Raw genomic sequence first — 24,728 nt, 5'->3', positions numbered from 1 at the left:
TCCGGACCGGCGATGTTCATGGCTATCTGCCGATCGGCTGCCGCCGGACATGGCTGGAGAGAAGAGCGCTTGTGCTGCCCACCTCTGGCGAAATGGCTGCGACATGGCCGTGCCTCCTTTCTATGTCGCTCCTTTCCCATTGATGCGGACGCGCCGCAGGTGAAACCGGCCCGGCCCGGCCCGATCTGATCGTCGTTCCGATTATGGCGACTCGCAGCATCGCCCGGGGGACGGGGGGCAAATCCAGCGTCCGGCTGGCGGGAATAGAACAGCCATAAGGCGCCAGACCCGGCGTTCTGGCCCAATTGCGGGCCTCACGCTATCGATCGTGACGTCAGGTCGTTCGCGGCATCGCGCTTGGCGGTCTCGGACTTGCGCTCAGAATATCGATCGACAAGCTGCTCGGCATGGCCTCGGATCAGAATGGTGAACCGGATCAACTCTTCCATCACGTCGACAATGCGGTCGTAGTAGCTGGAGGGTCTCAAGCGGCCTGCCTCATCGAACTCCTTGAATGCCATTGCGATGCTCGATTGGTTCGGGATCGTGAACATCCTCATCCAGCGGCCGAGCAGACGCAGCGTGTTGACCGCGTTGAAAGACTGCGAGCCGCCTGAGACCTGCATCACCGCGAGCGTCCTTCCCTGGGTCGGGCGCATACCGCCAAACTCCAGCGGCAGATGGTCGATCTGCGCCTTCATGATGCCAGTGATCTGGCCATGACGCTCGGGACTGCACCACACCATGCCCTCGGACCAGAGCGCGTGCTGACGAAGTTCATGGACCGCCGGATGGTCGTCCCCCCTGATCTGATCCGGCAGCGGCAGGTCGCTCGGATCGAAGATCCGCACCTCGGCGCCGAACAGGATCAACAGGCGCGCCGCCTCCTCGACCGCGAGTCGACTGAATGATCGCTCCCGCAGGGATCCGTAAAGCAGCAAGATGCGGGGCGGATGTTCGAGCGAACCGAGGCCGACGGCGGGACTAGGTCTAACGAGCGACCGATCGAGCGCCGGCAGGTCATCAGGGTCGGCAAGGGAACGAAGGCGCGACATCAGGCTACCCGACGCTCATACCAAGGGCGTGTCGCCTTCACGATTCTGACCACGGACAGCATGACCGGAACTTCGACCAGCACGCCGACGACGGTAGCAAGCGCTGCGCCGGAGTTGAGACCGAACAGACTGATCGCGGCAGCGACCGCCAGCTCGAAGAAGTTGGACGCGCCGATCAATGCGGCGGGGGCGGCAACGCACCATGCCACGCCGAACCGACGGCTCAACCAATAGGCGAGCCCTGCGTTGAAATAGACCTGGATGAGAATCGGCACGGCGATCAGCGCGATCACCAGCGGATGGGCTATGATCGCCTGCCCCTGGAATCCGAACAGCAGCACCAGAGTCGTCAGCAACGCGACCAAAGATACTGGGCCAAGACGGCTGAGCAGCCGGTCAAGCGCGGGGTGTCCGCCCGACGAGAGCACGGCACCCCGAATGACCTGCGCGACGATCACCGGCACGACGATGTAGAGTAGGACCGAGATCAGCAGCGTGTCCCAGGGTACGGTGATCGATGCGACGCCGAGGAGAAGGCCGACCAGCGGGGCGAACGCGAACACCATGATGGTGTCGTTGAGCGCGACCTGGCTCAGCGTGTAGGTCGGGTCACCATCGCAGAGATTGGACCAGACGAACACCATCGCCGTGCAGGGCGCTGCGGCAAGCAGGATCAGTCCGGCGATATAGGAGCTGATCTCAGCCTCCGGCAACAGCGGCCGAAACAGCCAGCCCAGGAACAGGGTGCCGAGCAGCGCCATCGAGAAGGGCTTTACCGCCCAGTTGATGAACAGCGTTATGCCGACACCCTTCCAATGCTGCCTGACCGAACCAAGCGCGCCAAGATCGATCTTGAGCAGCATCGGGACGATCATCAGCCAGATCAGAACCGCAACGATGAGGTTGACCCGCGCAACCTCGGTCGACGCAATCACGCCGAACAGGCCGGGCAGTGCATAGCCGAGTGCGATGCCGACGATGATGCAAAGCGCTACCCAGACGCTGAGATAGCGTTCGAATGTGCTGATCGCCGGCCTGCCCGGCGCCAACGTTCCAGCAGCGGTGGCGTTCATGATGCGACCCGCTGGCCGCGGTCATCGACAATGCGTTCGCCATCTTCCTTCGCGAAGGCGCCACGCTGATCGCTCGGCAGCAGATCGAGCACCTCCTCGGAAGGGCGGCAGAGCTTGACGCCGAGCGGTGACACTACGATCGGGCGGTTGATCAAGATTGGATGCGCCATCATCGCATCGACAAGCTGCCCATCACTCAGCGACGGGTTATCGAGCCCCAACTCAGCGAAAGGCGTGCCCTTCTCGCGCAGCAAAGAGCGCGTGGTAATACCCATGCGCTCGATCAGCCACATGAGCATCGACCGCGACGGAGGAGCCTTCAGATAGTCGATCACATGCGGTTCGATTCCAGCATTGCGGATCATCGCCAGCGTGTTGCGGGAGGTGCCGCACTCGGGATTGTGGTAGATTATGATATCGACCGGCGTCAGGCTGCGTCCCCGCGACGGCTGCTCGCGCCTTCGCCATGCCCGATCTCACGGACACGGGCCCGCAAAGCCATGGCGTCGAGCCTGTCGAAGGGCAACGCCGCGAAGAGCTTGATGCGGTTCTCAAGATAGCGCAGCGCTGTCACGAACGCGCGCTCCCGCTCGATCTGCGAACCCTGGACGTGGCTTGGATCCTCGATCCCCCAATGGGCGGTGACAGGATGACCCGGCCAGATCGGGCAGACCTCGCCCGCCGCGTCGTCGCAGACCGTGAACACGAAATCCATCACGGGCGCGCCAGGCACGGCGAACTCGTCCCAGCTCTTCGAACGGAGACCTTCTGTAGGATATTCAATCCGCTCGAGCAGAGCGAGCGCGTCAGGGTTGATCGCGCCCTTGGGGTAGCTCCCGGCCGAAAAGGCACGGAAGCGACCGCCGCCCAGCTTGGTAAGGGCGCTCTCCGCAAGAATCGAGCGGGCCGAGTTACCGGTGCACAGGAAGAGGACGTTGAAGATGCGGTCGGACATGGCAGACTCCATCAGCAGCAGGGGGCGAGTTCGGCGATCAATGGCGCGCACAGCGCCGCGTTGCCGCCACAGCAATCCTTCACGAGAAACAGGGTCAGCGTCTTCAACTGGTCCAGCTCGGCGCGATAGTTGATGACCCGGCTGCGCCGCTCGGAACGGATCAATCCGGCTCGTGAGAGCGTGGCCAGGTGAACCGACATGGTGTTCTGGGGAACAGCCAATGCCTTGGCGATCTCGCCGGCAGCGAGCCCGTCGGGCTCATGCCGGACCAGAAGCCGGAAGGCGTCAAGGCGGGTGCCCTGCGCGAGAGCGCCTAAAGTGGCGATGGCCGAATCATTATCCATGTATCTATATTAACGGATATATGGATAATGATCAACGACGACATTCACAGCGATTTACATGCTTTTCCAACATCCCCAGCCGGATCGCGGCCCAGCCGGGAGAGCCGCTCGGGTCGCTCAAGCGGCGCGAATCTCTTCAGCAGCGGCCTTCCCGACGGTACGGTCGTCGGCAACCGTCGGGAAGGAGACCTTCTTTAGGATCGGTCGCCGCGACGTCCAGCCTCTTGAGGACGCGTTCCCGGCGCCTCAGAGCGGCGGACGGCAGCCTCTTGCCTGGTGGATGCCGCGCAGGAAGCCCCGTCGCGCAAAACCCGCATCGATCGCGGTGTTGAGGCGACGCTGCGCCGGCGCCGCGCCGGTCGCCTCCCGCACCAGTCCCCGGAAGGGAATGAGCGAGTTCACCACCATCTGGCCGCCGGCCTCTGCAAATTTTCCGGCGCTGTTCTCTTGCTGTTTCGCACCGACAATGAAGTCCGGTCCAAGCACCGCGCTCAGTTCGGTTACCGCACGGGCCAGTTCGGTGCAGGCTCTAAGGCCGTCGAGGTTGTAGGGGTTCTCGCTCGCTCTTTCCAACACCGGCGGAATATTGGTCGCGGCCACACCGACGTCGCGAACCGGCTGGGTCACGATCTCGCCCGCCCTCCTGCCCGTCTGGTCTACCTTTGCTTTCCGGCTGCGCGACGGGTGGCGCGGCTGCGCCGGTCTTGGGCGGCGGGCTATGGGGAATGCAGCCGGCCAGCAGAAGCGAAGCGATCAGCAGGGCGCAGAGCGGAACCCCGGCGGCTGCCGTCGACTTGCGTGGGCTGTAAGTGGGCAAGACCGTCATATCCGAAATATAGGGTTTTAGATGCGTCAGGCAGGTCCCTCTGTAAGGAATTCCCCTAAGTCCCAAGCGATGGGAGATTTCTGCCCACGATGAGGACCGGGCCATCGGTCCTTGCCAGAACCACTTCGTGCAGGACGTCATGTGGCGTTGGACGCAGCCCTCGGCATCGCCTTCCTGCCGCGGCTGGCCACCGGCTTTGCTGCATCGGGATCATCGGCTATTCCGAGTTCCTCCTATATGTGCGGTACGGTTGACCAGATCGTTGGGCATGCTGCCGGTCCCCAAGCGCTTCCACCGCGGCAAGGAACCTTCCGCGTCGGCACCTGGGCTTCTGGCTGAAGGACGACCGCTGCGACAAGATTGTCGCTTCGCTTCCAGTGGAAGGACTATGAGGGACGGTGATCGCCGGGACCTACGTATGTATACGAATTCGTCCGGTTAAGAGCATGAGGCAGGCTCGGATCAGCCACAGATTTTCATATTGCTCGTGCAGAGTCGGCTCAAGCCGAGCGAAAGGCACGGCTCGATTTGCCATGGCGGCAGGAAAATACGGGAACGATCATGCGCGGCAGCTTCTTCTGGGGAATGGTGGTCGGAGCGGGTGGCGCCCTGGTGGCGTCGATCCCGTGGGAAACGACGAGGCCTGCGGCCAAACGGGCGCTGCGGGCCGGTCTTGCCGGCTATGCAGCAGTTCGCGGCGCGGCCGCGCGTTTCGCTGAAGATGTCGAGGATCTGGTCGCCGAGGTCGCCCATGAGATGAAGCAAACACCGGCGCCAGAGGCCGCTTCCGCAACCGCAGCCACGCAAGGAGCAGCCAGCCAGGAGAAGGACGCCGTCGATGGATCGCAGTCCAAAAGCTGAAACGACGCGAGGTCATCTCAAGCACCGTATGCCCGGACGCGTCCGGATCGTGCTCGATCGTCCCCTGCCCCACCTCGAGCGGCTTGAGTCGCTTGCTACGGCATTGGCCGCGATTCCGGGCATAGACTCCGCCGAGATCAGGCCGACAAGCGGCAGCATCGTTATCAGACACCGCGGCGATTTTGATGAGTTGCGGGAGTCGATCGCCAGAGAAGGCATCCAGTTTGCTTCGTCCATCACGCATCTTCAGCCGATTGATCCGATGGGCGCCGCCGCACGGCAGCTTGGTACGGTCGACGGAGCGATAGCGCGCCTGACGGACGGCCGTGCGGATCTGTGGAGCCTGGCTTTCGCGGGGCTTGTGGCCGGGGGTGTGATCCAGCTCGCAAGAGGCAGGGTTGCCGGACCGGCGCTGACCCTCCTCGGTCAGGCCGCCACCCTGACGATGGCCCGGCCACTGCGAACGTTCATTCGCTGAGACCGTCGCAGTTCGCCGATGCCGAAAGAGGTCGCCGCCAGCCCGGCGGAGAGCGCCAAGTCGCCCGGACCGGGCACACCCAGCCCGAGCAGCGTTCGCAGTGGCCGGATCAGGAAAGGCGCGGCAAGCAGTCCGCAAGCCGCTGCCAATGCGCCGCCAAGCCGTATCTCCGATACCACTCGACCTGCGACCGATCCGGGCGTCCGGTCACGCAGCCCCCAGGCGTGGGCAAACTGCGCCAGCGACAATGTTATGAAGGTCGCCGCGCGTGCCTGTGGTCCGGCGCCCTTGCGCGCCAACAGGATGAGATGGGCGGTCAACGCCGACGCAGCGAGGTGCGCGCCGTCGAATCCAAGATCCCGAAGCTCGTCGTGGCCGAACAGCGGCGCATCCGCAGTGCGCGGGGGGCGTGTCATCACGTCGCCTCGCGGCTCGGCCATCGCCAGCCCCAGACCTGGCATGATGTCCGTCACCAGATTGAGCCAGAACAACTCCATCGGCGTTTCGAGCCCGCCCCGGCCATGCAGGGTTTCGCCGAGCATGAGGAGCACCTCCGACAGGTTCGTCGACAGGAAATAGCGGGTGGCCGCGCCGATGCTGTCATCGGTCGCGCGCCCGCGGGCGATCGCCCGTGCCAACGCCCGTAAATCATCGTCGGCGATCACGATGTCCGCCACCTCGAGCGCGACATCGGTTCCCTGCCTTCCCATGGCGACGCCTACCGCAGCAGCCCTGAGCGCGGGACCGTCGTTGACGCCATCCCCGATCATCGCCACGCGCCGGCCCGCGCCCTGAAGCGCGCGGACGATGCGCAGCTTGTCACTAGGCTGATACGGGCGAAGACCGACGTCCGGAGCGCCAAAGCGCCAAGCGCCTGATCGTCGAGATCCGCAAGGTTCGCGCCGTCCACGACGGGGATGATGCCGGTCCGTGACACGGCGACCGCTTCGGCGACCGAAAGCGCGGTGGCCGGCTGATCTCCGGTGATAATGATCGTTCGAATGCCGGCGCGGTGAAAGATCTCGACCGCTTCCTGCGCCTCCGCGCGGACAGGGTCAGCGAGCGCCACGAGGCCCAGCCAGACGAGGTCGTCCGGCAATCCGTCGCGAAGATCACCTTCCTTCCTCGCAACGCCGAGCACCCGCAAGCCTTCCCGGGCGAGCGTCTCATTGGTGGCAAGGATCCGGTAACGCCGTTCCTCGTCGAGCGGCCGAAGCCCATCCTCCGTCAGTTCGTGGGCGGCAAGCGCGAGCAATTCGTCCGGCGCGCCCTTGACCGCGACATAATCCGCGCCGTTGCGGCGATGCGCTGTCGCCATCCATCGATGCGCCTGATCCCGGCTCTGGAGGCCCACTATCGGCGACTGTTGTTGAACGGCATCGGGGTCGATGCCGACGTCGCTGGAAAAGCGAAGAAGCGCCAGCTCGGTGGAGGATCCCGTCTGCATAGCCAGATTTGCCTCATTGCACAGCGCTACGGCCTCGGCGATGGCCCGCAGCAAATCTGTGTCCGAGCCATGGCCATGTCCGTCCGCCGAAGTCCGCCGAACCTCTTCTCCGATGGCGACCGCCACGACCGCCATCCTGTTCTCGGTCAGGGTTCCCGTCTTGTCGAGGCAGATGGTGTCGATGGTGCCCAGGGCCTCGACCGCGGGCAGCGCCCGAACAAAAGCCTGCTCGCGCTCCATCGCCCTTGCGCCCAGCGCAAGTGTCGTGGTCGCGATGGCCGGAAGACCCTCGGGAATGGCAGCGACGGCGAGCGCGACCGCGCTTCGCGCCATGGCCAGCAGTGGCTCGCCGCGCAGTAGCCCGACCAGGAACACAACGCTCGATGCGCCGACGCAGAGCAATGCGAGACGGCCGCTGAGGGAAGTGAGCTCCTCCTCGATGACGGGTCGGGGCGGACGCGCCAGATCGATCAAGGCGCGGGTTCGTGCGGCCTCCGTGCCGCTGCCTGTACGAAAGACGACTGCGCGCCCGTCTCCACCGCTGACGATCGTTCCATCGTGGACGATATTGTGCCGGTCGGCGACTCCGGCCGGCGCCTGGTCCAGCACCTTGGCGTGCTTTCGAACTGGCAGGCTCTCGCCCGTCAGCGTCGATTCATCCACCGTCAGATCCCGGCATTCGAGAATTCGGGCATCGGCGGGCACGAACTGGCCCGGCGCGAGGACGAGGATATCGCCGGGCACGATCGTCGCGGCGAGCACCGTAAGGCGATTGCCGTCACGCTGGACCTCCGCCATATGCTCCGTCGGCCGCGACAGGCGGCGGATAAGGCGCTCCGTGGCATTTTCCGAAGAGAAGCCGATGGCGGCGTTGGCGAGTACGACGCCGATCGTCAAAGCGGCGTCCAGCAGGCCACCGGTGGCGAAGGAAAGAACCGCCGATCCGAACAGCAGCGCCACCGGCAAGCCCGTGAACTGCGCCGCGACCATATCCCGCTGCGAGCGGCCGAGCGGCGGCGGAGTCTGGTTCGGCCCGTAGACGGCGAGCCGGCGGCGCGCCTCGTTCGCAGAAAGACCGTCCGCCCCGCTACGCAACAGCTCGAGGATATCCTCACCCCGCGAACGGAAAATGGCGTCACTCTCCAGTGGCGGTTCGTCCAAAAGCCTCGGTCGCCGCGGACCGGAGCGGGAAAGCCGGTCATCTGGCTCGGCGGCCGCCTCGATCGGCGCCGATTCCTCCAACCAGGAGACGATGGCGGCAATGGTCACTGCGGGATCATGTTCGACAAGCATGCTGCCCAAGAAGGCATTGCCCTCCCCTACACGGCAACCGCGAGCCACCAATCTGCTTCGGAAACGCCGTAACGCGTCATCGGCAGGCCATGGAGAAAACCGCAATCGCGTTCGACCCGGAATGTGATGATGTATCGAAATCGCCACTGGTATTCGCGATCCTTTCATTCTTCCGGACGCTGCCCGGAAAGCATGACCAATCATATGTCCGCAGGCGTTACATCATCGAGAGACCGCAGCAGATTGGTATGTTCCCTCAACGTCGTCGCTTTGCGAGCCAGAGTTCACTGGTCCGCAGCCCCCGGCACCGCGCGGTAGAGTGGCGCGAGCAGATCGCCGCGGTCACATCCCCGGGGACGTGACCGCAGCACAAATTCCGACACAAGCGAGGTGGTCGCGGGCCATCACGAACTGAGCGTCTGGCGCCTGTCCGAAGTGGTGCGCGGGACTGATGACGCCCCATCCGGGGCTTTACGTAACGCACCGCGTAGGTGGGCCCGGTATCGGGAGCGATGCAATATCTCCTCTCCGAACGGAACGACATGCCATACCGAAACACTGTTTCGGATTCGGGACAGCCGAAGATCCTGCTTGCAGAGGACGATCCCGCCGTCAGGCGATCGCTTCAGCTGGTCTTGCAGGCGCGGGGCTATGACGTGAGGGCGCACGCGAGCGGAAAGACGCTGCTCGACGATCCGTTTTGCATAAGCGCTGCCTGCCTGGTGGCGGACTATCGGCTCGACGAACTCGACGGCTTCGAGATTTTGTCGCGCCTGCGTTCGCGGGATTGGAATGGACCCGCCATACTGATTACCGCCTACTCCACCCCAGACCTTCAGGAGCGAGCTGCCAGCCTCGGCTTTGGGGCGGTGATCGAGAAGCCGTTTCGCGAAGGAGCCGTCGGTGACACTATCGACCGTCTCTTGCATGCGCACCGTCAGTCAGGCGGAGCGCGTCACGATGGTCAGTGAAAGGGAGCCAATCACCAACCGCCTTTTGCTCGCGCTGCCTCCGGCAACGCTCGCCCGGCTGACGCCCGAGATGGAGCTTATTCGGACGGAGTCGGGGGCCGTCATCGATCATGTTAACGGGTTGATCCAGCATCTCTATTTCGTAAACCGGGGCATCGTCTCGATGGTCAAGGTGATGCGCGACGGCCGCTCCGTCGAAGTGGGCGCGATCGGCCTCGAGGGCATCACCGATTCCAATGCGCTGTTCGGCGTCGATGTCGCGATCACCGAGACGATGGTGCAGGTGCCGGGCAGCGCGCTGAAGATCAGCCGAACTTTCCTTTCGCGCGAGCTCGAGCGGGATCGCGATCTGAGGCGGATGATGGAGCGGTACTGGCGCTTCGCCTTTGGCCAGCTCGCGCAGACTGCGGCTTGTAACCGACTGCATACGCTCGAGGAGCGCTGCTGTCGTTGGCTGCTGACGAGCCATGACAGTGCGCTTGCCGACACCTTTCCGCTCACCCACGAATTCCTCGCGACGATGCTTGGAACCACCCGCTCCAGCGTCTCGCTGACCGCCAAGGTGCTCCATCGGGCGGGATACATCGACTATGTACGCGGGATCATTACGATCGTCGACCGGGCGGGTCTCGAGGAGACTCATGCGAATGCTACGCCGAGACCACCGCAGAGATGAATCGATTGTTCGGTCCGGAAACGCAGCCGGGCGGCTGATTTTTCGGGAAAGGTTCGGAAACGCTCATGCTATGTTCGACATCGAACAGACGCGTGCGCGAACGATCATCACTCTGTGCACTCCGACACGCTGAGTCGATAGGATAGCCGCCAGCGGCGCTCCGCTCACCCGTAGGCAGGTCGCTAACGGGAGCGTTACAAATGGCGCGTGAGGGCGGGAACGGTCGGAGCGACTTCGAGAAGCAATCCTGGGCGCACAACCAGAATATCCTGCGCTTCCAGGCGCTTCTCCACAATGCCGCCCATCGCGACAGGCATGATGAAATCCGCAAACTCCTTCGCGATGAGGAAGAGAAGCTGCGGTCGCTTGAGAAAGAAAGGTGACTGCAAAAAGGGGCAACGCGCAATGCCCAACGTCTGGGAGATAGCAGCGCCGAGCCTGACGATGTTCATCGCTTCGACGCCGTCCATTTCGGCGTCAATGAAGATTTTCCGGAACCGGTCGCGATCCAGGCTGGGCGACGTTCTGGATGCGGATCGGGTGGGAAGCATGACGGCCCGCTGGCGCCATGATGATGATGAGCGCCGACTTTGCGTCCCTTTCCATCAGGCGCGACCACGAATGACTGACCAAGGCTATTCTGCCCGATCATGCTCGAACCCTCGTTCAAGCAGCTTCAAACGATCAACGATGGAAAAGAAGAAGGCGGTGGACCAGCCGATCAGAATAATTCCGCTGGCGCCCTCGATCGCGCCCAGGATGCGACTGCCCGGGGGAAGAACCAGATCTCCGTAGCCTATTGTCACATAGGTCGAGGTGGAGAAGTAAAGCGCCTGCTCGAAATCAGGAAAAGCGTTGAGCCACCGGTATAGGCCCGCCCAGATCCAGATCTCGACCGAATGCAGCGCAAAGAGGCCGAACGCCGCTAAAAGGATCGCCGCTGTGTTGAACATCGCCGCCAGCATTCGGCTCGATGCGTGACGGTGTCGGCGCAGAATTGCGAGCAACGCCCCAAGCCCGACGAGGTGCACCAGCACCGTCAGGGCGACGACCGCTGTTGCGATACCCAGTTGCGTGGACAATGTCATGGCGGCCAGGTTGGCATAGACGGCCCGTCCCGCCCACTACAATCCATCCGATAAAGGCACGTTGGTTGGTGCAAGCAGGGCTTGCGCCGGCATCCGTTGCTACGCCAGCGACAAGAGCCGGAACTATCGGTCATCGCCAGAACCGCTTCGTGTCGATCAGCGCTTGATACGCATCGGCCGCAGCTTTCAGCAACGCCTTCTTCCTGCCGTCGGCCAACAACATTGACGCATCGTGATCGTCAGCGATTCCTAGCGTTTCCAGCAGGCGCGGCGCCGTCGCCAGATCGTTGAGCAGACCGAGCTGGTCCTGAAGCTCTTCCAGCACGGCAAGGAACCTTCGATACCGCTGCTTCTCGCGCTTGCGTTCGAACAGGGCGGCGAAGAACTCCGCGGCATAGCGCAGCTTCTTGGCGTCCTTGCGGACCTCGTGCCGGGCCGCATCGTCCGCATGAGCGAGATCACCTCCCCCCTTCTTCACTTTGCGGCGAAAGCGGCCGAGCGCGGCGACCGCGAATTCTCGCGCCGGCTGATGGCGATCCGCCTCGGTGGCGGACACATGTAGCCAGTCGCCGTTCACAGTCCACTCCGCAAGATCGAGCATCAGCTTCCGCGCGCGCGATGACGCCAATGCATCCGCGACCTCGCCATAGGCCGCTTGGCGCGCCGCCTCGATGCGATCGTATAGTGGACCCGATCGGGCGCGTTCGAGCAACACATCAAGGTTGCGGGCGTCGCCCAGCCTCGAAGCGAGGCACCGCAGCTCCTCGCCCAGCTTCGCTTTGCGGTCGCCACCGATCAGCGGCTTGAAGATTGAGAAGCTTGATCGCAGGCGGCGCAACGCCACGCGCGCCTGATGCAGCGCCTCGGTGTCCCGGCGGGCCAGCAGCAGCGTCTCGTTCAACCGGAACTGCCGCACGCAGCTCTGGACGATATGCTGGAACGCCTGGGCTGCCGTCATGTCGCTGGTTAGCGCTATCGGCTCGGCCTTGACCATCGTCGTGACCGGTCCGGTGAGCCGGTAGCCCCGCTCGGCCTTGGTCTGTACACTGAGCCGGACGGGCGCGACCGCATCGATGCGCCGGGCAAGCGTGAACAATGCGGCCGGATCGCCGGCCTTCAACTCCAGCTCGATCTCGCAGATCGGCGATGTTCGGTCCCCCGCCGCCGCCTCGCCGCGGTCCAGAACCACTTCGATCGTCGCGCCCTCCTGCCTCAGTATCCACGCGCGCCGCGCGATCCGCACCTCGAAGACCGAACCGACGCTATCGACCGCGCCGCCGATCATGGCCCGAACCGGCGTCGTATCATCGAGGATTGGCTTGTCGTCCTTGACGGCGCGTTCCCATTCGGAGCGCACGAACAGGCCCGCGGCACTGGCGCCATCCGCCTTCACGGTCTGCGTGCGCTTCCTGCCCGAACGGCGGATGCGAAGCGAAAACCCCTTCTTCGCCAGAGCATGATCCGGAGTGTCGAAATAGACCGACCCTTGCTCGATCTTTTCAGGATTGGCCGGCAGCAAAGCGGAAGCTTCGAACGCATCGGCGGCGTCCGGCGTCAGTTCGAGCTTCAGTTCGATTTCGTCCGCCATGCATGCCTTCTCTCACCGTTTCGTGATGTCATCTAGGAGCCGTCTGAACGCTAAGCCGCCTCGCGCAGATTCGGCCGATGGGCGTGGTCGATGTTCCCGCTGGGCACCGCAATTTGCAAAGGTTATCGGGGACAATTCTCCTCGCCCGGCACCGGCATGCCGCGGTCCCGATGGTAAACGTCGGGAAAATAGCGGATACCGCCTTCGCCGTCCGGTTCGGCCGTGAAATAGGCGACATAGACGGGAACCGGAGCAGCCATCGGTACGGTAGCCGTCCGCCCTGCCGCGACCATGGCATCCGTGCGCGCCCGGTCCCAGCCCGGCTCGGTCGCAAGAAGCGCCGTGGCGAGGCCGAGCGCGTCCCCGACCCGGACGCAGCCATGGCTGAAGGCGCGTACATCCTGCTCGAACAGACCCTTGCTCGGTGTGTCGTGAAGATAAACGCTGTAAGGATTGGGCATGACGAGTTTCATCCGCCCGAGTGCATTGGTTGCGCCCGGGCGCTGTCGATACCGGCCACCCTGCACGACATAGCCCTTGCGCGCCGCCTCGGCAGGACGGTTGCGCACCAAAGCGCCGACGCTTTCCGCGACGATGCTCGACGGAATCTCCCACCAGGGGTTGAACGTCACACCTGTCACTGTTGCGGCGAATACCGGTGTCGGCGAGCCGGTCTTGCCGACGATTACCGCCCAGCGGCCGATTTGCTTCCGGCCGTCCCACAGCGTCGCTTCGAAGGCCGCGGTGTTAACCAGCAGGTAGCGGGCTCCGAGCACGCGCGGCATCCAGCGCCAACGATCGAGATTGGCGGCGATTGTCGCGCGCCGCGCAGGATCCTGCTCGTGCGAATAGGCTTTGCGAAGCGAATAATAAAAGGGATGCGAGGGGCGCGCCGTGCCGAACAGCCGGTCGAGGTCGTCTCGCGCCAACGACGCCGCCACCGCAGCAGCCGGTTCGGCCCCAAGCGGCTCCCCCGCGATGCGCCAACCGGTGCGCAGGGACGCATTGCAGCAACCCGTCCGGTGAGCCTGCAACAGCCGGATCGCTGCCGCCGTCGCCGCCGTATCAAGGCGCACCTCTTCACCGGCCGCAATCGCCGCGCGGACCACGTGCGCTTCCTTGCTGACGGGCGCGAGGCCGTCGTCGGCAGCTGCGTCGAGCCATTCGACGAGGCGTTCGGCCTGCGCCTTGTGCCAATGCGGCGGGTTGGGGACGGATGCCGCGGGCAGGAAGCAGGCAAAGGCGAGAAGCAGGAATTTCTTCATGGCTTTTCCTGTCGAAAGCCGGGGCGTGACAACATAGGGAACAATACGGAGCCGTGTCCGCACCGAAGCCCACTCGATAGCTGCACAGGGGTATGGCGGTGACAGAGCCGTCGCGGTGGCCATGGCAGTCAAGCGAGCCGAACTGCGGAGCATCTCGGGACATATACTTATTCCGACGTCAAGGCTCGCGATGATAACCTCCCGGACATGAAGAGAATTGCGACCCTTACGATGAACCCGGCCATAGATGTGGCCTATGAGGCGGACCGCGTCTTTCACACTCACAAGATCCGGGCCCGCCAGGAACATTATGACCCGGGCGGCGGCGGCATCAATGTGGCGCGTGTCATCGCCCGGCTGGGTGGCACCGCGCGCGCGCACTATCTCGCGGGCGGCGCCACCGGCGCTACGCTCGATAGTCTTCTCGATCTTCACCAGATGGTTCGCTCCCGCATCCCGATCCAAGGCAACACCCGCATAAGCACGGCGGTCTATGAGCGGGAAACAGGCAAGGAATTCCGGTTCGTGCCGCGCGGCCCCGTCGTCACCGAGCAGGAATGGCAAGCATGCCTTGACCATCTCGACGGTATCGAATGTGATTATCTCGTCGCGAGCGGATCGCTGCCGCCGGGCGTGCCCGACGATTTCTACAGCCGCCTGCAGACGAAGACGCGGGCTCGCGGGATCGAGTTCATTCTAGACAGTTCGGGGGCCGCACTCCAGCAGGGCCTCGCCGCCGGCGGCATATTGCTGGTCAAGCCCAGTCTTGGCGAGCTTCAGCAGCTTGTAGGCCGTTCACTGGCAGATCGCAGCGACATCGCGACGCAGCGTCGGACATCGTCCACAAGGACCAGGCCCAATATGTGGCTGTGACCATGGGCCATGAAGGCGGCCTCCTCGCGCAGCGCTCCGGTGTCCTCTGGCTGCCCGCAGTGCCCGTTGAAGCGAAGAGCGCAGTCGGCGCCGGCGATAGCTTTCTTGCGGCAATGACATTCGCGCTGGCTTGCGGCCGGGATCCGGTGGACGCCTTTCGATATGGAATCGCGGCAGGCGCCGCCGCCGTCCTGACGCCGGGTACTGATCTTTGCCATCGGGATGAGGTGGAACGGCTGTACGTCCTTGTCGATCCGGGCGAAACGCCGGCGGAAGCTTCGATCAATATGGCAGCGCATAGCAGCCGGGCAGCGGAGGCACAGCGCGCGTGAGAGACAAGCGCCCTACCTTGCTGCAACGGCAGGCAAATGATCGAGCGGACGGAGAGAGAAGATGAAAGCAAGCGATGTTATGAGCCTCGGGGCGGCGACGATCACGCATGATGCTTCGCTTGCGCAGGCGATACGAACCATGGCCAACCACCACATCAGCGCCCTGCCCGTGGTCGATCGGGGCGGGCAACTCCAGGGCATTATCTCCGAGGGGGATTTCTTCCGGCGTGAAGAGCGGCCGGCTCGGCTGACCGCGCTCTTCGGCGCAGATGCCAACGCGCGCATCAACGCGCTAGAATCCCGGACCGTCGGCGAGATTATGTCGCGCGACCCGATCACGATCGGATCCGATGCATCCATGGAGGAAGCGATCGAGCTCATGGAATGCCATGCTGTCAAACGGCTTCCTGTAGTGACGGACGGTCGGGTTGTAGGCCTGATCAGCCGTGCCGACGTGCTGCATGCCTTGGTCGCATAAGCAAAGCCCTCCAGCTCGCAAATTCCTGCCGCGTACATCCGTGCCAACCTTAATCCTCTTGGCGCAGTGCTCAGGCCTCGGGCTGACACGCTGAACGGCAGATCATGCCGTTACCTCTCGCGGCCGGCTACCGCCCGGCGCGAAATGCCTTTACGCCGGGTCGTTCTCTCGGCCCGGATAATCCTGGTCGGGAACGTCTGGAATGATCTCCGGCGGCTCGGAAAAAGGATTTTCCGCCGGACCGGGGCCAGGCGGAGCCTCCGGTGGCGACTGGGGTTCGATGGTGTCTGGCGGCGGGAATTCCGGCTGGGTCGCCATGCTGTTTCTCCTCATTTCGATCTTTGCCCGCAACTCGGGATTGGGGTCAGAAGTGCCGGGGGCCATCAGCCTGTGCCGGAATAGATTCGCACGACCTCGTCCAGCATCGCCAGAGCCTCGGAGCGAGGCCGCTGGAAGCTGTTGCGGCCGATGATCGAGCCGCTGCCGCCGCCATCACGTATCGCGCGGGCGTCCCGATACAGCGACTCTGCGTCCCTAGCCGCGCCTCCCGAGAAGAGCACGAGGCGACGCCCGGAAAAAGCGGCCTGGACGACGTGCCTTATCCTCTCGACCGGGTCGGACCATTGCCGGTCGGCATAGGCAGGCCTGGCGGCGTCCTGTTCGATATGCTCGCTGGGCAGCTTCACCTTCACGATATGGGCGCCCAGCGCGACAGCGATGTGTGCGGCATAGGCGATGATATCGAGCGCGGTCTCGCCCTGTTCGGAAATCAGCCCGCCACGCGGATAGGACCAGACAAGCAATGGAAGGCCGGCGGCGCGGGCCTCCTGGCCCACGATGCGCAACTCCTCGGCCTGGTCGATAAAGGCATCCGAACCAGGGTAGAGCGTGAATCCTACAGCGGCGCAGTTGAGGCGCACCGCGTCGTCCACGGTCGCGACGACCGCTTGATCCTTGATCACCGTGAGGCTGTTGGCGGCGTTCAGCTTGAGGATCGTGGGGATCTGTCCGGCGAACGAGTCAGCCCCGGCCGCGAGCATGCCGGCCGGTGCTGCAAAGGCAGACAGGCCCGCATCGATCGCGAGCCGAAAATGGTAGTGGGGATCGTAGGCGGCTGGATTGGCGGCAAAGCTTCGCGCCGGGCCGTGCTCGATCCCCTGGTCGACGGGAAGGATGATCAGACGGCCGCTGCCTCCTACCCGGCCATGCATGAGAATGCGCGCCAGGTTCAGCTTGATCTCGGCCGACTCTCCTTCGTAGCGCGCGAGGATCTTGTGGACCGTGTCGGAAATATGCATCCGCACAGGGTGTTCACGCTGAATATCCGGCTCGGGGAGGTCGTCGCCGTCTTGCGTATCCGTGACACTGGCTGTGATCACCGCACCCTCCAGCGCCGGCCGCCGGCGTCCGTCCTGGCGCTCTCGTGATCTGCGTACGGCGCGGTCACCTACGGGGTCGCCCGGCTGACGACGTTGGCGGTCCCGTCCGGCAGAACCTGGATGAGGTGCGCGACGCCGTCCTCGCATTGAGCGCGCCACATCGGCGCCTTTTCGCCAGTCGCGATCTGCTCGGCGCCGGTCACATTCTGGCACGGCAGACCCGCGTCCCGGATCGCGCGGAAGAAGACCGCATTCCGCTGACGTTCGGGTAGAGCCACGACCTCTGCGACATAATTGGTCACATTTCCGGCTACTTCCCTCGGCTCTGTTACATTTTTTTCGGCCGCATCGCAGGCGCAGAGCGCGAGGAGCGCTATACTTGTCAGGATCGTGCGCATCATGCTTCTCCGTTGTTGGACGCAGGATGATCGTTCGCCAGCTGTGCGCCTATGCGTAATTGACCGGATCGGAACATCGCGCAGGTTACGGGTCCGGCGAGCGTCGCGGGACAGATCGATATCAGCTGCGAACCGGCGCAATCTGGTGCGCAGCGACGCCTGTCCCCTCGAAGCTGGAAAGGTTCTCAATCGTCGCCGCCGCAATCGCAGTCAGAGCCTCGCCCGTGAAGAAGCCCTGGTGCCCGGTGACGAGAACGTTGGGGAATGTCAGCAGGCGCGCGAAAATATCGTCCTGGATCATGTCTTGCGACAGGTTCTCGAAGAAGAGCCCGTCCTCCTCCTCGTAGACGTCGAGCCCTAGCCCGTCTTATGCACCGGGGGCACGGTTTTGGGTTGGCGATCGTAGCGTAACTATCTGATTTGGTTTAGAGAAGGGTTGCTGAGACCAATCCTCAAGCCGGACAGAAAGTGCCACGACCGCCATGGCAGACAATAGCGTACTCTCTTTCGCATTCCCAGCGGTTCATGGCCGCAAAGTCACGGCCGCCTTCGATGGCGGCAGGCTGACGTCGGACGGTGGCGTGCTGTTACTCGCTCAGGCTGAGCGACGTATGGGGATTGCCGGGCGGCTTGCCGCGTGCATCGCCGATCCTCGCGACCAGAGCCGCGTCACCCATGATCTCGATGATATTTTGCGCGCGCGCATATTGGCGATCGCCTGCGGCTACGAGGATGCCGACGACCTCGACACGCTGCGCCACGACCCCGGGTTCAAACTGGCGCTCGGCAAGCGACCCGACGGTCCGGTCGGGCTGGCGAGCCAACCGACGATGAGCCGTTGGGAGAACGCGCCGACCACGCGCGAGCTGGTCCGGCTGACCGGGACACTCATCGACATCTACTGCGCGAGCTATCCGACGCCGCCTGTGGCGGTCACGCTCGACATCGACGACACGGTCGATGTCGTTCACGGCATGCAGCAGCTGTCGTTCTGGAACGGTCATCACGCGGAGCGCTGCTTCCTGCCGATCCACGTCTACGATACCGCGACCGGGCGTCCGGTGGCGATGCTGCTGCGGACTGGCAAAACGCCCTCCGGCACCGAGGTCGCCGGCCATCTCCGGCGGCTCGTGCGGCATATCCGCCGCCATTGGCCCGACACCCGGATCACGCTGCGCGGCGATAGCCATTACGGCCGACCCGAGCCGATGGCGTGGTGCGAAGCGAACGGCATCGACTATGTCTTTGGCCTGGCTGGAAACGCTGCTCTTCACGCCAATCCGGTCATCGTGACCCAGAGCGATGCCTGCGCCACCGATCGCGCAACGCGCCAGCTTGTCGAGCTGCGCCGCTATGCCGAGATCCGCTATGCCGCGAAAAGCTGGGGCACGTGCAAGCGCCGGGTGGCGGCCCGTATCGAAGCGAGCGCGCTCGGCCTTGATGTCCGCTTCGTCGTCACCTCGCTCGCCGAGGGCAGCGCCGAATGGATTTACGACACGCTCTACTGCGCCCGCGGCCAGGCGGAGAATCTGATCAAGCTGCACAAAAGCCAGCTCAAAAGCGACCGCACCTCCTGCCGTTCGGCCAACGCCAACCAGATGCGGCTAATCCTCCACACCGCTGCCTACTGGCTGATGTGGGCGGTCCGCAACGCCATGCCAGCGACCGCCGCGCTGCGAACTGCCGAGTTCGCCACCATCCGTCTGCGCCTGCTCAAGGTCGCCGCACGGATCGTGGAAACCGCCAGCCGCATCCGTGTCGCGTTTGCGACCGGTTGCCCCGATGCCGCCCTCTTCCGATCCATCTCGCTCACCCTGCGCGCCGCCGGACCCTGAACAACGCGGCAGGCGCCGCTGAACAAACCCTGTCCTTCAACCCCGCAAACCACCCTCAACACGCGATGCAAAAGGCGCCTCGGCCAGCCGCGTCTTCGCCTCAAGCCAGCCCCCCAGCGCCACTGCCCTCAGGCCACCACTGAATAGGACGGGCTAAGTCCGCCGTCGGTCAAGGCGGAGGGCCAGACGTCGGCCTCCGACCTCAAACGCGCGCCTTGAAAAACGACGGTAACGAATGATTCCCTTCGCAGCTCCAAGGTTATACAGTGAAAATAATCACTTAGAACCTTGGCCGACGAGGCGAGTTGGGATTTGGTAGATTCTCGGGTAACGCTCGGGTAACTCCGAGTGGATCGCTAGAGAGCCAGCGATGAAGGTCGCCCCGATGGTCTGATCGCAATGATCAGTACGGTAATTCGCTTGCGCGGTCCTCACCAGGGCGGACTAGTGGTTCTCGCCTGACGGTTGAGTCCGATTAGGGATTCCCAGTCGGCTGCGGCCGTGCGAGTCAGCGGGCATGCGCAGTGGTATCGTCATCGACCTCACGTCCGCGGACCGCGAACGTCTCGAACGGATCTGCAAGGATCGTAACGCCCCTCAGAAGCACGTCTGGCGTGCCGAGATCGTTCTTCTGAGCGCCGATGGGGTCGGCACCAGCGAGATCATGCGCCGGACGGACACGTCCAAGACGTGCGTGTGGCGCTGGCAGGAGCGGTTCATGCAGGAAGGGGTTGAAGGTCTGTTGCGTGACAAGACCCGCCCTTCGCGCATCCCTCCGCTGACCCCGGAGGTGCTCGTTTGGGTTGCCACCGGGACGCGTGAGGAACCGCCGGGTGAGACGACCCATTGGACGGCCGCGCTGATGGCCCGCGAAGCGGGGATCAGCGCCAGTTCGGTTCACCGGATCTGGCGCGCCCATGGCCTGCAGCCTCACCGCGTTCGGCAGTTCAAGCTTTCCAATGATCCCGAGTTCATCGACAAGCTGCGCGACGTTGTCGGCCTTTATATCGCGCCACCCGCCCACGCGATCGTCCTGTCGTTCGACGAGAAGAGCCAGATCCAGGCCCTCGACCGATCCCAGCCCGGCCTGCCGCTCAAGAAGGGGCGAGCCGGCACCATGACCCATGATTACAAGCGCAACGGCACCACCACGCTGTTCGCGGCGCTCAACATACTCGACGGGACCGTGATCGGCCGCAACATGCAGCGGCATCGGCATCGGCACCAGGAATTCATCCGCTTTCTCAATCTGATCGAGGCGCAAGTCCCCGCCGGTAAGGCGATCCACGTGATCCTCGACAACTATGCCGCCCACAAGCACCCCAAGGTCCGCGAGTGGCTCGAGCGGCACCCGCGCTTCACCTTCCACTTTACGCCAACGTCCTGTTCGTGGCTCAACGCCGTCGAGGGCTTCTTCGCCAGGCTCACGACGCCTCAAACGAGGCGTATTCCACTCGCTCGTCGATCTTCAGGCCGCCATCAACCGCTTCCTCGCCGAGCACAACGAGAGCCCAAAACCCTTCGTCTGGACCGCCGATCCTGATAAAATCATCGCCGCCGTCAGGCGCGGGCACCAAGTGTTAGATTCGATCCGCTTGGGTATGAACTATTGATGATATCACATCTTGGAGAAAAGCCTCAATGATACTTCAACAGCGGCGAGGCTTTGTGCACAACCGTATTAAGTTAATTTGGGTAGTCAATAATAATAACCATCTTGTACTAAGCGATTACCATCAGTTTTTCGAAATTATTTCAGAAGTATTCAAGGGAGTAGAACCCAGGCTTGAATCGGTGGGTTCCCCCCACCCAAGCCCTAGCGACTTTTGAATGGCGACATAACTTGCCGTAAGAGCCGCAACAGCACTTTGAAGGTTTGATGCAGCAAGCACTTTCTGACGACCGGACTCAAGTGCGTCACTGCGGGAAATCACCTGTCGCTGGAAGCGTTGTTGTGTCAAAATGTCTGACTCATCGGCCGATCGCTTGATCTCGGCGAGCGCTGCCACATTGCGACGTTGCTGTGCAAAGCGCGCGAGCGAATTCTCGGCGTCCTGGAACGCACCTAGAACGACCTGTCGATACTGTGCCTCAGCTTCGTCTCGTCCAGCGCGCGCTTGCGTTATCTGGGCCGAAGTTCGTCCAAAATCGAGCAACCCCCATTGTAGCTGGGGCACGGCAATGTTGGAGATATTTCCCAGATCGACCAGGTCTCCGACAGACGTTCCGCCGATGCCTAGGATCCCCATAAAGCTGATCTTGGGAAAACGCGCTGCTTCAGCGACGCCAATCCGGGCGGTCGTGGCCGCCAGATTGCGCTCGGCGGCGCGTATGTCGGGTCGACGGCGAAGGAGAGAGGCGGGATCGCCGATGGCGACGACCTGTGGCGGCAAGGGGACGTCACGCGGGACAGCCAGCAAGGAATCGAGCCTCCCTGGCGCCTCCCCTGCAAGCACGGCGAGCGCATTGAGATAAATTCCGATCTCCGCCTCAGCCGTAGCGAGATCGCCGTTGGTAGCCTGAATGGCGCGGTTCGCCTGACCAATGGCAAAGGCCGGCACCGTGCCCTGCTGAAAGCGTTGCCGAGCGAGGCCTAGCTGCTGCTTCTGCAGGTCCAGCCCCCCACGAAGTGCAGCGGCGCGCTGCTGCCGGTCCCGCAGATTCGTATAACTTTGCGCAACGTCGGCTGTGAGTTGAACGTGTGCATCTGCCGCGTTGTAGGAAGCCGCTGCGGCTAGTGCGTTAGCGGATTCTATTTTTCGGATCTGGCCTCCTGCAAGATCGATTTCCCAATTTGCGTTCAGGCCGAGATTGAAAAACTGGAGAGAGGAATCCGCGTCCTGGGAAGGGGGCGTTGCGCCGTTCCCCTGAGCCGACTGCAGATCGATCCCGGGAAGGTCGGCGAAGATTCCGGTCGCTTGTGCCCCAGCTTTCGGAAAGCGGTTAGCGCGCTCCTGGCGCACGGATGCACGCGCCTGACGGAGTCGCGCCTGGGCGACATCGATCGACGGATTCGCTGCAAGTGCGCGTCGCTCAAGCTCGTTCAGGACCGGATCTTGAAGGGCCGTCCACCACTCAGCAACTGCGGGGTCAATGGTGCTCGTACTCGCGGTCTGGCGCACGAACTTGGATTGGGGGGCGGCGCGACCCAACCCCGGCGGTCCGGCGTAGTCCGGGCCAACGACACATCCGCCGAGCAGCAAGGGGGCGAGAACGAGACCTCTGAAGTTTGTCATCGCAGCCTCAATGCATCGCCATGGACTGCCCTTTGGGCAGCGGGCGCAGGAACAAAACGAGTGGAAGCGTGGCCAGTGTCGCAAGCGCCATCGCCAGGAAAATGTCATTGTACGTCATGATGAAGGCCTGCTGCTGAACGGTCCCGGCAAGCGACTGAAGGGCGGCGTCCATCTGGCCGAACGTCCTGGCCATGCCGGCGAGATAATCCTGCAAACTTGGGTCGTTTGCCCAAAGGGTCTCTTCCATCCGCCGGCTATGGAGCGACATTCGCTGGTCCTGAAAGGAGGCCAGGGCGGCCAAAGCGAACGACCCGCCGAGATTTCGTGCGGCATTGAAGATGCCTGATGCATCACCGGCATCCTCCTTGCTGACCGAAGCGATAGTGGCCTGGTTCAGGAACAGCATGGTGAGGATCATGCCGACACCACGCAGTAACTGTCCGGCGGTAAAGGCTTCTCCGGCAGATTCCGCGGTGAGGCTGGTGTTGACGAGGCAGCTGGCGGCCATGAGCGCAAGGCCTGTGCCGACGGCGAGCCTGATATCGACGACGCGGATAAGCAGCGGGATGACGGGCATCAGCAAGAAGGCAGGCACACCCATGAGGAAAATCACCTGACCCGTCTCAAGGGCGTTATAGTCAGCGATCAGCGCGAGGAATTGCGGGATGACGAAGGTCGAGCCGTACATCACCATGCCCAGCGCCAGCGCCATGACGACGACGCTGCCGAATTGTCGATTCATCACGATCCGCAGCTTAAGCACAGGCTTGGCGGCCCTGAATTGTCCGATACCCAACATGACAAACCCAATCAGGGTCATGATCGTCAGCCGGACGATGTACGTCGATTCAAACCATTCTTCACGGTGCCCTTCCTCAAGCACGACCGTCAGTCCTCCCAGGCCGAGGATCATGCCGACGATCCCGAACCAGTCCGCCTCGCGGAAATAGACCCAGTTCGTTTTCTCGTGCGGCAGGCCGAGAAGCAGCAGCAGCAAGAGCAGACCGCAGACCGGCACGTTGACGAAGAAGGCATAATGCCAGCTCAGATTTTCCGTGAGCCAGCCTCCGAGCAGGGGGCCAAGAACCGGACCCAGGATGACGGTCATTCCAAAAAGGGCCATGCCGATCGGCTGTTGCGATGGCGGGAGGCGCTTTGCGACGATCGTCATCGCTGTCGGGATGAGCACGCCGCCCGTGAACCCCTGACCCGCCCTTCCGACGATCATTGTCATCAGATCCGTAGCGGTGCCGCACAGGACCGAGAATCCTGTAAAAGAGGTCACCGAGATGAGGAGAAGTGTCCTCAACCCCAAAAGCCGTTCCAGCCACGCGCTCAGCGGTATGATGATGATCTCGGCAACGAGAAAAGCCGTGGCGATCCACGTTCCTTCCGTGCCGGTCGCTCCGATCTCCCCTTGGATAGTCGGCAGCGCCGAGTTGACGATCGAGATGTCGAGCGTCGCGAGCAGCGCGCCCAGCGCGCCGGCCGCGACCGCGATCCAGGCCGTCGAGTCGGCTCGCTCGGCGCGTAACGTCCCCGGAGATGCAGCAACCGTCGCCACGCTCAGCGCTTCCGACTTACGGCCTGCCGGATTCTCTCCAGGTCGCCTTTGGCCGAACGGGTATCGACAGTAATGCCGACCGACATTCCGGGAACCAGAAGGGGCCTGACTTCGGGCGGCGCATCGATCGCGATACGGACGGGCACGCGCTGAACGATCTTCGTGAAGTTGCCGGTCGCGTTCTGCGGCGGGAGCACGGAGAACTGGGCACCTGTGCCCGGTGCGAAGCTGGCAACCCGCCCTTTCAGCTCGACCCCGGGGAGCGCGTCGACGTCGATACTGACGGGCTGGCCGACTCGCATGAGACCTAGCTGCGTCTCTTTAAAATTGGCCTCGATGAAGAGGCGCTCCACCGGCACCAGCGTCATCAGGCGCGTTCCGGGCTGTACGAACTGCCCTACCCGGACAGCGAGATCGCCGACGCGACCATCGATCGCTGCCTTGAGCAACGTCGATTCGGTGTTCACACGCGCGGCGGAGAGCTGAGCACGAGCGGCTTCGGCCTGCGATTGCGCCTGTCGTACCTGGGCACCAAGCGTGCCAACGCGCCTTTCTGCTGCGGTAAGGCCGGCCTGAGCAGCATTGGCGCGCTCATCTGCCTGTCGTGCCTGCGTCTGAAGCTGGGCAAATCGCTCGCCTGGCTCTGCGCCAGACGCCGCCAGCGGCTGATAGCGCGCAACCTGCTGCCGCGCGAAGGCGGCCTCGGCGCGCGC

The 24,728-nt window shown here is 63.4% G+C and carries 26 protein-coding genes and 3 pseudogenes; 9 read left to right on the top strand and 20 right to left on the bottom strand.

Features of this window, described 5'->3' with window-relative positions:
- Window positions 1–314 precede the first annotated feature (314 nt).
- The 6 genes from arsH to BF95_RS15140 all read right to left on the bottom strand — a co-directional run bounded on the left by arsH (window position 315) and on the right by BF95_RS15140 (window position 4,054).
- Window positions 315–1,055 (bottom strand): arsenical resistance protein ArsH, encoded by a 741-nt coding sequence (gene arsH / locus BF95_RS15165; RefSeq protein WP_043152244.1) that lies wholly within the window; start codon window positions 1,053–1,055, stop codon window positions 315–317.
- On the bottom strand, window positions 1,055–2,128 hold the full coding sequence (arsB, locus tag BF95_RS15160) for an ACR3 family arsenite efflux transporter (protein WP_043152243.1): 1,074 nt from the start codon (window positions 2,126–2,128) through the stop codon (window positions 1,055–1,057). The genes arsH and arsB overlap by 1 nt, the downstream gene beginning before the upstream one ends.
- Window positions 2,125–2,559 (bottom strand): arsenate reductase (glutaredoxin), encoded by a 435-nt coding sequence (gene arsC, locus BF95_RS15155; RefSeq protein WP_043152241.1) that lies wholly within the window; start codon window positions 2,557–2,559, stop codon window positions 2,125–2,127. Before arsC ends, arsB begins: the two co-directional genes overlap by 4 nt.
- Window positions 2,556–3,083: an arsenate reductase ArsC gene (locus BF95_RS15150; protein WP_043152291.1), complete on the bottom strand. Its 528-nt coding sequence runs from the start codon at window positions 3,081–3,083 to the stop codon at window positions 2,556–2,558. Before BF95_RS15150 ends, arsC begins: the two co-directional genes overlap by 4 nt.
- An 11-nt stretch (window positions 3,084–3,094) precedes the next feature.
- Window positions 3,095–3,427, bottom strand: a complete 333-nt coding sequence (locus tag BF95_RS15145; RefSeq protein ID WP_043152239.1) for an ArsR/SmtB family transcription factor — start codon at window positions 3,425–3,427, stop codon at window positions 3,095–3,097.
- Between the two features lie 246 nt (window positions 3,428–3,673).
- The gene (locus BF95_RS15140) at window positions 3,674–4,054 is read right to left on the bottom strand and encodes a hypothetical protein (protein WP_235209772.1); all 381 of its coding nucleotides are present in this window, start codon (window positions 4,052–4,054) and stop codon (window positions 3,674–3,676) included.
- A 760-nt stretch (window positions 4,055–4,814) separates the two neighbouring features.
- Between BF95_RS15140 and BF95_RS15135 the strand changes: the two genes are divergently transcribed.
- Together BF95_RS15135 and BF95_RS25665 are read left to right on the top strand one after the other, a co-directional pair.
- Entirely contained in the window at window positions 4,815–5,114 is a 300-nt protein-coding gene (locus BF95_RS15135; protein ID WP_043152238.1) for a DUF5132 domain-containing protein, read from the top strand.
- Window positions 5,092–5,592 (top strand): hypothetical protein, encoded by a 501-nt coding sequence (locus BF95_RS25665; protein WP_152542745.1) that lies wholly within the window; start codon window positions 5,092–5,094, stop codon window positions 5,590–5,592. Before BF95_RS15135 ends, BF95_RS25665 begins: the two co-directional genes overlap by 23 nt.
- On the opposite strand, the gene BF95_RS29300 is transcribed toward BF95_RS25665, so the two are convergent.
- The 3 genes and pseudogenes from BF95_RS29300 to BF95_RS15125 form a co-directional block, all read right to left on the bottom strand.
- The gene (locus tag BF95_RS29300) at window positions 5,541–6,362 is read right to left on the bottom strand and encodes a cation transporting ATPase C-terminal domain-containing protein (protein WP_152542743.1); all 822 of its coding nucleotides are present in this window, start codon (window positions 6,360–6,362) and stop codon (window positions 5,541–5,543) included. The genes BF95_RS25665 and BF95_RS29300 overlap by 52 nt on opposite strands.
- 15 nt (window positions 6,363–6,377) lie before the next feature.
- A pseudogene (locus BF95_RS31095) lies at window positions 6,378–6,458 on the bottom strand (hypothetical protein); the annotation flags it as partial.
- Between the two features lie 119 nt (window positions 6,459–6,577).
- Window positions 6,578–8,332: pseudogene (locus tag BF95_RS15125) on the bottom strand (cation-translocating P-type ATPase); the annotation flags it as partial.
- A 512-nt stretch (window positions 8,333–8,844) separates the two neighbouring features.
- Here BF95_RS15125 and BF95_RS15115 point away from each other — a divergent pair.
- The gene (locus BF95_RS15115) at window positions 8,845–9,303 is read left to right on the top strand and encodes a response regulator (protein ID WP_327195471.1); all 459 of its coding nucleotides are present in this window, start codon (window positions 8,845–8,847) and stop codon (window positions 9,301–9,303) included.
- Window positions 9,260–9,979 (top strand): Crp/Fnr family transcriptional regulator, encoded by a 720-nt coding sequence (locus BF95_RS15110; protein ID WP_051520046.1) that lies wholly within the window; start codon window positions 9,260–9,262, stop codon window positions 9,977–9,979. The genes BF95_RS15115 and BF95_RS15110 overlap by 44 nt, the downstream gene beginning before the upstream one ends.
- A gap of 194 nt (window positions 9,980–10,173) precedes the next feature.
- Here the strand turns inward: BF95_RS15110 and BF95_RS15105 are convergent, their stop codons facing one another.
- The 4 genes from BF95_RS15105 to BF95_RS15090 form a co-directional block, all read right to left on the bottom strand.
- Window positions 10,174–10,530, bottom strand: coding sequence for a hypothetical protein (locus BF95_RS15105; RefSeq protein WP_043152234.1), 357 nt, complete (start codon window positions 10,528–10,530; stop codon window positions 10,174–10,176).
- An 84-nt stretch (window positions 10,531–10,614) separates the two neighbouring features.
- Window positions 10,615–11,067, bottom strand: a complete 453-nt coding sequence (locus tag BF95_RS15100) for a potassium channel family protein (protein WP_043152232.1) — start codon at window positions 11,065–11,067, stop codon at window positions 10,615–10,617.
- 130 nt (window positions 11,068–11,197) lie between these two features.
- Window positions 11,198–12,655: a CYTH and CHAD domain-containing protein gene (locus BF95_RS15095; RefSeq protein ID WP_043152231.1), complete on the bottom strand. Its 1,458-nt coding sequence runs from the start codon at window positions 12,653–12,655 to the stop codon at window positions 11,198–11,200.
- Between the two features lie 122 nt (window positions 12,656–12,777).
- Window positions 12,778–13,920 (bottom strand): L,D-transpeptidase family protein, encoded by a 1,143-nt coding sequence (locus tag BF95_RS15090; RefSeq protein ID WP_081764178.1) that lies wholly within the window; start codon window positions 13,918–13,920, stop codon window positions 12,778–12,780.
- 207 nt (window positions 13,921–14,127) lie between these two features.
- Between BF95_RS15090 and BF95_RS15085 the strand changes: the two genes are divergently transcribed.
- The 3 genes from BF95_RS15085 (at window position 14,128) to BF95_RS15080 (ending at window position 15,603) form a co-directional block, all read left to right on the top strand.
- The gene (locus tag BF95_RS15085) at window positions 14,128–14,793 is read left to right on the top strand and encodes a 1-phosphofructokinase family hexose kinase (RefSeq protein WP_327195470.1); all 666 of its coding nucleotides are present in this window, start codon (window positions 14,128–14,130) and stop codon (window positions 14,791–14,793) included.
- A 2-nt stretch (window positions 14,794–14,795) separates the two neighbouring features.
- Entirely contained in the window at window positions 14,796–15,125 is a 330-nt protein-coding gene (locus tag BF95_RS30740) for a PfkB family carbohydrate kinase (RefSeq protein WP_443018374.1), read from the top strand.
- 61 nt (window positions 15,126–15,186) lie between these two features.
- Entirely contained in the window at window positions 15,187–15,603 is a 417-nt protein-coding gene (locus tag BF95_RS15080; RefSeq protein ID WP_043152282.1) for a CBS domain-containing protein, read from the top strand.
- Window positions 15,604–15,753: 150 nt separating this feature from the next.
- On the opposite strand, the gene BF95_RS28310 is transcribed toward BF95_RS15080, so the two are convergent.
- The 4 genes from BF95_RS28310 to BF95_RS15065 all read right to left on the bottom strand — a co-directional run bounded on the left by BF95_RS28310 (window position 15,754) and on the right by BF95_RS15065 (window position 17,681).
- The gene (locus BF95_RS28310) at window positions 15,754–15,921 is read right to left on the bottom strand and encodes a hypothetical protein (protein WP_200866976.1); all 168 of its coding nucleotides are present in this window, start codon (window positions 15,919–15,921) and stop codon (window positions 15,754–15,756) included.
- Window positions 15,922–15,986: 65 nt separating this feature from the next.
- A complete protein-coding gene (locus BF95_RS15075) occupies window positions 15,987–16,901 on the bottom strand; it encodes a class I fructose-bisphosphate aldolase (protein ID WP_043152230.1) in 915 nt (304 codons plus the stop codon).
- A 149-nt stretch (window positions 16,902–17,050) separates the two neighbouring features.
- Window positions 17,051–17,284, bottom strand: a complete 234-nt coding sequence (locus BF95_RS15070; RefSeq protein ID WP_152542740.1) for a hypothetical protein — start codon at window positions 17,282–17,284, stop codon at window positions 17,051–17,053.
- 217 nt (window positions 17,285–17,501) lie between these two features.
- Window positions 17,502–17,681 carry a hypothetical protein gene (locus BF95_RS15065; protein ID WP_043152227.1) on the bottom strand — a complete coding sequence of 60 codons (180 nt, stop codon included), beginning with the start codon at window positions 17,679–17,681 and terminating at the stop codon, window positions 17,502–17,504.
- A 181-nt stretch (window positions 17,682–17,862) separates the two neighbouring features.
- Between BF95_RS15065 and BF95_RS15060 the strand changes: the two genes are divergently transcribed.
- Window positions 17,863–19,215, top strand: coding sequence for an IS1380 family transposase (locus BF95_RS15060; protein WP_043152225.1), 1,353 nt, complete (start codon window positions 17,863–17,865; stop codon window positions 19,213–19,215).
- 517 nt (window positions 19,216–19,732) lie between these two features.
- Window positions 19,733–20,828: pseudogene (locus tag BF95_RS15055) on the top strand (IS630 family transposase).
- A gap of 123 nt (window positions 20,829–20,951) precedes the next feature.
- Here BF95_RS15055 and BF95_RS15050 read toward each other — a convergent pair.
- The 3 genes from BF95_RS15050 to BF95_RS15040 form a co-directional block, all read right to left on the bottom strand.
- Window positions 20,952–22,451, bottom strand: a complete 1,500-nt coding sequence (locus BF95_RS15050) for an efflux transporter outer membrane subunit (protein WP_051520044.1) — start codon at window positions 22,449–22,451, stop codon at window positions 20,952–20,954.
- Between the two features lie 7 nt (window positions 22,452–22,458).
- A complete protein-coding gene (locus BF95_RS15045) occupies window positions 22,459–24,015 on the bottom strand; it encodes an MDR family MFS transporter (protein WP_043152223.1) in 1,557 nt (518 codons plus the stop codon).
- A gap of 2 nt (window positions 24,016–24,017) precedes the next feature.
- A partial coding sequence (locus BF95_RS15040; protein ID WP_043152222.1) for an HlyD family secretion protein occupies window positions 24,018–24,728 on the bottom strand: 711 nt, incomplete at its 5' end.

Source organism: Sphingobium sp. Ant17 (assembly GCF_000588875.1).
GTDB lineage: Bacteria > Pseudomonadota > Alphaproteobacteria > Sphingomonadales > Sphingomonadaceae > Sphingobium.
The sequence above is the reverse complement of the archived record's forward strand: the minus strand, read 5'-3'. Positions and strand labels throughout refer to the sequence as shown.

Coding starts and splice junctions, on each gene's coding strand:
- arsH (WP_043152244.1), bottom strand. CDS start 1,055: ATGTCGCGCCTTCGTTCCCTTGCCGACCCTGATGACCTGCCGGCGCTC.
- arsB (WP_043152243.1), bottom strand. CDS start 2,128: ATGAACGCCACCGCTGCTGGAACGTTGGCGCCGGGCAGGCCGGCGATC.
- BF95_RS15150 (WP_043152291.1), bottom strand. CDS start 3,083: ATGTCCGACCGCATCTTCAACGTCCTCTTCCTGTGCACCGGTAACTCG.
- BF95_RS15145 (WP_043152239.1), bottom strand. CDS start 3,427: ATGGATAATGATTCGGCCATCGCCACTTTAGGCGCTCTCGCGCAGGGC.
- BF95_RS15135 (WP_043152238.1), top strand. CDS start 4,815: ATGCGCGGCAGCTTCTTCTGGGGAATGGTGGTCGGAGCGGGTGGCGCC.
- BF95_RS25665 (WP_152542745.1), top strand. CDS start 5,092: ATGGATCGCAGTCCAAAAGCTGAAACGACGCGAGGTCATCTCAAGCAC.
- BF95_RS29300 (WP_152542743.1), bottom strand. CDS start 6,362: ATGATCGGGGATGGCGTCAACGACGGTCCCGCGCTCAGGGCTGCTGCG.
- BF95_RS15115 (WP_327195471.1), top strand. CDS start 8,845: ATGCAATATCTCCTCTCCGAACGGAACGACATGCCATACCGAAACACT.
- BF95_RS15110 (WP_051520046.1), top strand. CDS start 9,260: ATGCGCACCGTCAGTCAGGCGGAGCGCGTCACGATGGTCAGTGAAAGG.
- BF95_RS15105 (WP_043152234.1), bottom strand. CDS start 10,530: ATGCTTCCCACCCGATCCGCATCCAGAACGTCGCCCAGCCTGGATCGC.
- BF95_RS15100 (WP_043152232.1), bottom strand. CDS start 11,067: ATGACATTGTCCACGCAACTGGGTATCGCAACAGCGGTCGTCGCCCTG.
- BF95_RS15095 (WP_043152231.1), bottom strand. CDS start 12,655: ATGGCGGACGAAATCGAACTGAAGCTCGAACTGACGCCGGACGCCGCC.
- BF95_RS15090 (WP_081764178.1), bottom strand. CDS start 13,920: ATGAAGAAATTCCTGCTTCTCGCCTTTGCCTGCTTCCTGCCCGCGGCA.
- BF95_RS15085 (WP_327195470.1), top strand. CDS start 14,128: ATGAAGAGAATTGCGACCCTTACGATGAACCCGGCCATAGATGTGGCC.
- BF95_RS30740 (WP_443018374.1), top strand. CDS start 14,796: ATGGGCCATGAAGGCGGCCTCCTCGCGCAGCGCTCCGGTGTCCTCTGG.
- BF95_RS15080 (WP_043152282.1), top strand. CDS start 15,187: ATGAAAGCAAGCGATGTTATGAGCCTCGGGGCGGCGACGATCACGCAT.
- BF95_RS28310 (WP_200866976.1), bottom strand. CDS start 15,921: ATGGCGACCCAGCCGGAATTCCCGCCGCCAGACACCATCGAACCCCAG.
- BF95_RS15075 (WP_043152230.1), bottom strand. CDS start 16,901: ATGCATATTTCCGACACGGTCCACAAGATCCTCGCGCGCTACGAAGGA.
- BF95_RS15065 (WP_043152227.1), bottom strand. CDS start 17,681: ATGATCCAGGACGATATTTTCGCGCGCCTGCTGACATTCCCCAACGTT.
- BF95_RS15060 (WP_043152225.1), top strand. CDS start 17,863: ATGGCAGACAATAGCGTACTCTCTTTCGCATTCCCAGCGGTTCATGGC.
- BF95_RS15050 (WP_051520044.1), bottom strand. CDS start 22,451: ATGACAAACTTCAGAGGTCTCGTTCTCGCCCCCTTGCTGCTCGGCGGA.